The organism is Granulosicoccus antarcticus IMCC3135, assembly GCF_002215215.1.
Classification (GTDB): Bacteria; Pseudomonadota; Gammaproteobacteria; order Granulosicoccales; family Granulosicoccaceae; genus Granulosicoccus; species Granulosicoccus antarcticus.
Genome location: NZ_CP018632.1, coordinates 540,580 through 546,960, shown reverse-complemented (window position 1 = coordinate 546,960; position 6,381 = coordinate 540,580). Strand labels below are relative to the sequence as shown.

The window sequence follows — 6,381 nt, the reverse complement described above, 5'->3', positions numbered from 1 at the left end:
TGTCAGCGATGGTGAGCCTATCGCATTTTCATGGTTATGAACTTGACGTGTGAGTCGCCCACCTTAGGGATCGTGGCAGCCTACGATTATCGGCAGGCGTTCGCCGATGAAACCGGAGAACCTATCGACACAGACGTGCGTGAGCACGTGAGGCCAAAGCACTTGCTGCCATGAGGTGCGCTGCTACCAAGAAGAACGTATCGCCCTTTTGATCTGCCTATACCAGGTAATACCGGTGAATCAATCTATACTCAGGCTCTCATGCAATGTGGTCTCAGTCGCCCCGCCAGTTGAGCTGGCACCGGCAACCACATGCACGCCATCGTCGAGCCGCACTGCCCCGCCGCTGTGACGCCCCTGCTGAAGCGGTCTTAGCGCTCGCCAGCCCTTAGTGTCGACGTCATAGGCTTCTACGGCATCGTGAGCAGTAGTCCTGTTTGCGGACTCGCCTCCGATAACCAGAACCTCACGTCCCACCGTCACCGACATTGTGCCGGCCCGCGTTGTCGGAATGTCCGCCCCACGGCTCCACGCTCCAGTTTTGAAGCTATAGACATCGACACGCGAAATGGTATTCAAGAACACATTCGGACGAGTTGATTGACGTCCTGCGGCGAGTACCAGCCAATCGTCAATCATGGCTCCCTGCGCGTGATCCCGAGCAACCGGGGCATCGGGCAGTGTGCGCCAAGTCCCCATTGACGGATCAAACTCATCGAACCAGCCGACGGCGCCCCCATCGTGCCCCAAGGTATTGCCACCCGCCAGGTAGATCTTGCCGTTCCGGACGATGGTAGAGGCCGAGCCGCGGCGTCGTGCGACCGGAATCTCTACGCCCTTCTCCCAACGGTTGGTGGCCGGCGTATAGGTCCAGACATGGGTAACGTTATCCTCTCTTGGAAAGCAGCAGGTCATCGCCCCAACGATCCAGATTTTTTTGTCAAATACGACCGGCTGAAAGTGATGAATCTCGATCGGCGCAGCTGCCCCCTTACTCCAACTCTTCGTCACCGGGTCATAGATATCGACAGGTCGTGTTCCGCGACCGCCCAGTAGAAAAAGTTTGCCGTCAAATTCGACAGCTCCAGCTTCATGCCTTTTCGTAAAGTTGCTACCGTTTGCGCTAGAACGCTTGACCCAGTCACGTGTATTCGAGGCACGGGACTGGCTATCGGGATCGTCATCGTTCTGATCACCTGAATTGTCAGAACTTTCTCCTGAACTGTCACCCGAGCCGCCACCCGACTCGGAATCTCCATCGTCGTTATCAGAAGCACTACTCGGCACGTAATCCGTGTCTCTGGTCAACAGCAATGCATCGACCTCCAGACCGTCCTCACGCATCCAGACCCCGATGGTGTGCTTTCCAGCCGAATTCACTTGCACTGTAGCGAAGCCGTTGCCACGGATCGTATTCGACCAGGCCCAGCCGCCAGCAGGGAATCCCTGCAAAGCTGCAGCCCCGGCCAATGTACCGTCTAGCCCCACATGCACGCTGTCACTCTTGCCTTCGTTACCTACGGCATCGCCCCAACCGCGCACCCATATCCGCCAACTGCCAGCAGCAGGAAAATCAACTTCATAGCGCATGACTGGCGAGCCGGTTGTCCCCGCACTCAATACGCCCGAGTCTGGTGTCGTAATCATCGACCCACCGCTTGAACCACCTCGAGCTCCCGACGTCCATGCATGACTTGCAGTAGTGCTCTTCGAGTCAAAAGCCTCGGCTTCGATGAGTATCACATCGTCATCGACAGCACTCATCTCCTCGTTATCCGTACCTCCATCACCACTCTCGCCTTCAGCACCATCATCACCAGCCGTGTCACTAGCGTCATCGCTATCGGTGCTACCACCAACATCACCACCGCTGCCGGTGCCGGTGCTGTCACCATCACTCTCATCAGTATCATCAGTATCACCGACCACATGCAGCTCAGCAGGGCCTGCACCACTAGGCATATAGCCGCTGCTCTGGCTCAATACCAGTGCGTCGAACTCGAAACCATCCTCGCGCATCCAGACATCAATCGTATGCACTCCGGCAGAACCAACCTGTACTGTTGCCAGAGCATTGCCACGAACGGTATTCGACCAGGCCCAGCCACCCGCAGGAAAACCCTGCAAAGCTGCAGCCCCGGCAAGTTTGCCATCCAGCCCGACATGCACACTGTCACTCTTGCCCTCACCACCAACCGCATCACCCCAGCCTCGCATCCAGACATGCCAGGTACCGGCTTCCGTAAAGTTGACCCGATAACTCAATTGAGGTGTATCGCTACTATCGAGGCGGATCAGCCCGGTATCGGGACTGGTGATCATCGACGCGTTGCCTCGAGCACCACTGCGACTGCCAGCCACCCAGCTGCGATTGGCAGCCGCAACAGTGTTCACGGTGTGTTCAGCCTCAATCGCGATCAGACCATTGACAGCGGTGTGAACGTCACCAGCAGGATCATCGACTTCGTTGCCACCCTCACCGGTGCTGATATCGCTATCGCCTGCAGAGTCAACACCACCACCACCATCGTCTGCTGAGCCGTCACCATCTGCTGTGCTGTCAGTGGAATCGTCACTTCCCGCCTCACTGGTATCACCATCACTGGTATCACCACCACTTGCGTCATCAGCTGCCGCGTGCAGTTCGGCAGGGCCTGTAGCACTGGGGGCATAGCCGTTGTCCAGACTAAGCACCAGTGCATCAAACTCGAAACCATCCTCGCGCATCCAGACATCAATCGTATGCACTCCGGCAGAGTCGACCTGCACCGCCGCAAAGGCGTTGCCACGAACGGTATTCGACCAGGCCCAGCCACCAGCAGGAAATCCCTGCAAAGCTGCAGCCCCGTCAAGCTTGCCATCCAGCCCGACATGCACACTGTCACTCTTGCCCTCACCATCAACCGCATCACCCCAACCGCGCATCCAGACATGCCAGGTACCTGTTTGCGGAAAATCCACCCGATAACTCAAGCGAGGTGAATCGCTACTGTTCTGGCGAATCATCCCGTTATCAGGGTTGGTGATCATTGAGGCGTTACCACGAGCACCGCTGCGACTGCCCGCCACCCAATTATGACTAGCCGTTGCCACATTGCTCAAGGCATGCTCAGCCTCAATCGCGATGACACCATCGATAGCCTTGTGAATATCCCCGGTAGATTCCGTTACCTCGACTTCATCCTCGATGACTTCGTCAACGATCTCATCAACGGGCTCGTCTATAACCTCGTAGTTCTGCGCCACTATCGCACCCTTGGTCACGCGCATGAAGTCCCACGTAGCCCCGAAGCTGGGCCCACCAAATGAGGTTGAGATAATGCCAACGGCCAGCCCACTTTCACCCTCAAGCCAGGCTCTTGGCAGCGCAGTCGCTGGGCCAACCTGAACAACTTCATCGTCTGAACCGCTACGGTAGAAGGCTCGCACAGTGCCCGCAGCCGGATCAACAGATAAATACAGATCAACTTCCGCCTGACCGAGAATGGGCGCCGTAATGTTCGCCACTTCCTTGAATACGCCATCATATTCGGCGGCAAACTGGATACCACCTGATTGACCTTTTGAATTCATGACAAGCTTGATGTAGTTATCCTGATCACCAGTACCGATGTAGAACCCCATTGATTGATGACCACCGATATCAGCACCGCTAAAGGGTGACAACAGACGGGTATGTACGGTGAACGGTGCAGTTGTCGGCGTCACGTCGACACCAAACTGAAAAGCATAGGCCTGATTGTTAACGTCGCCGATGGGGTCGCCGCCAGGAATTTCATCGATCGTCAGCACACCCGCAGCACCACCGGTTGTCAGGTTCTCCAGAGAATACAAGTCCAGATACTCACTCGAACCGTTATTCATTAAACCGCTGAAACCCAGGTTGAATAGAAACCCTGCTGATTCGCTGTCGTTTTCCCAATCATGGGTCACCGGCAGCTTCGTTGCGCGTCCGTTGTCCGGATCGCGTGCGAAGGGATCGTCCTGATCAGCGATTCCATCGCCATCATCATCGGTGTCTACCAGATCTGACAGGAAGTCCCCATCCAGGTCTGCAGGAAGATCCGCGGCTGAACACGGATCAGTACCGTTGGCAAACTCATCCGCATTCGAAAATCCATCCTCATCATCATCGGAAGATGCAATGCCACCACAAACTCCTGCTACTGCACCGTCGTAGTCAACCGGTTCAAATACGACGATCTGCTTCAGGACAAAGTCGGCAACCCAGATGGTGCCGGGAAAATGCTGTGCATCACTCTGCGCGGTCACATCCAGCGGCAAACCACCGACATTGGCAAACAAAGCATCCTTCTTGGTCAGCTTGTTGCCCGAGGCGTTAAGCACAAGCCGTTGAATGGAATTATTCCAGCCGGCGGTCAGCAGGTCACCCTGCATTGCACCGCCGAAATTTGATGCGCGGTACTCAACCATTCCGTTGGTCGAAAAGCCGAATGTGGTGAGTGCCTGTACACCGCCGGCACCATGCAGATCGCATTCAATCGGATTCGGCACACTGACCGGCGACTGCGGATTGGAAGTATTGAAGGTATTTGAAAGATTGGCACGGGTTGGATTAGGATGCCCGCCGTAGTAGCCGCGCTCACTAATCAGGTGCAATGAGTCGAAGTAGGTGACACCCGGCTCACTTTGTTGATTGGTGCACTTGCCATCCGAGCCTTCACCAATCGGCGGTCCGCCCCAGCCACCATTGGGGCCATTATCTATGGTGTACAACTGCCCGCCTTCAGTCAAGACGATATCATACGCATTGCGAAACCCAGGTGCATAGACCTGTACAGGTCCGCCGGGCACCAGCTTCGCCTGGTTGCGACCATCGTTACCACCAAAAGGGTCACCCTTGTCATTAGTGCCGGTGCGCGTCTCATCATCAAGCGTCGGCAAATCATAGGTCGACTCACCGATCGCACCCAGATCTATCTCAAGAATTGCAGCGCTCAAGGCATATTCTGGCAACATGGCGAAATTGTTCGACGGACCGCCCTCGTTCGTATTACCGCCGGCTGTCACATAGAGCCGCTGAGTTGCCTCATCCAGAGCCATGCCATTGGTGTGGTGATTCTCTTCAGAACGCGATAGACCGCGCACCAGATCAAGCTTTTTCCAACTGCCGTTTGCCGCACGCGTCAGACGCGAGATCACACCCGAATTCGTATCAAGGCCGGTTTCTGTGTGCGACGGGCCACCGCCAATGCGTGGGTCACTGGAACCAACATAGATAACAGGACTGGAAGCTGTGCCGGTGACCAGCAGACCTGTCACCAGACGCTTGTTGATCGCCGGGTTCGGATCGCCGTCATCGTCATGGTTCGGTATATCCCGGATCAGGGTGATCGTCTCTTCTGAAACCACCCGATAGTCGTTGACGTCCCCTCGCTCGATCTCGAATATCTCGATCAGACCGAGCATATCAGCCACGTACAGACGACCATCCGGACCGAACTGCAGCGAAGTCGGCTTGATGTTGGAAATACCAGCCAGATCACTCTTGCCGAACGCGGGTTCGGTTACCGGCAAGGCACCGCCAAGAGACGGTATTGACGCCTCGGAGTTGGCCCCATTACCACTCAACGTAAAAATATCAAGATTCGAATCGCCGTCATGTGACACATACACAGCACCGACCCGATGACCTGCATCCAAAGGCGTAAAACTCAATTCGATAATGAGCGACTCCCCCGCAGGTAACGTGCGCGGCCCTTTAAAATCGCTAGCAAAAACGAGCGCATCAGGTTCACTAAGCCAGGTCGAACTGACCGTAATGGCTGCATCGTCCAGAGAACTGTTGGTTAGTACAAGTCGCCTGGTGCCACTGTCACCGGCATCGATGGTTCCAAAATCGATCTCACTGACACTACTGACCAGGCGCGGCGCTGTCTCCTCAGGACTCGCTGTACCCAGCCCCGGCTCGCCGCCCGACAGCTGGAAGTTGTTCGTCGTAGTGGCGGCTACCCATAACAGCAGCGCACAAACCACGAACGCCGCGAGCAGTACATATTTGGGCAGCGGCCGGGCCACAGGTGTAATTGATCGTTGAGTCATCGACGAAGTGCCAGGTCAGGTTAGCAACTGATCCCATGAAGATCGCCCGCCAGCAGTTGATCTGTAGCCATGCCCCCACCAAACGTGAGCATTGTCACTATTCACGCCACGATAAGGACGATGAGTTCAAGGCTCCGCCCAGGCCACGAATAAGTTGAAAGCGCAATATCACGGTACGCTGCTAGACGGCACTGTTTTCGACAGTTCATACGGCATCACGAGTTGCCGAGTCGATGTCTTGCCCGGCCTCACGCAGCTGATTGAAAAGAAGCCATCGCATGTCGAGCGCCTGCAGGCATCTAGCAGACCGCTTCTTCC

Annotated in this window: 1 protein-coding gene; it reads right to left on the bottom strand. The window is 55.9% G+C overall.

Features of this window, described 5'->3' with window-relative positions; translation table 11 throughout:
* Positions 1-240: 240 nt before the first annotated feature.
* Positions 241-6,063 (bottom strand): tRNA wybutosine-synthesizing protein 4 beta-propeller domain-containing protein, encoded by a 5,823-nt coding sequence (locus IMCC3135_RS02490; protein ID WP_088916147.1) that lies wholly within the window; start codon positions 6,061-6,063, stop codon positions 241-243.
* Positions 6,064-6,381: the final 318 nt, after the last annotated feature.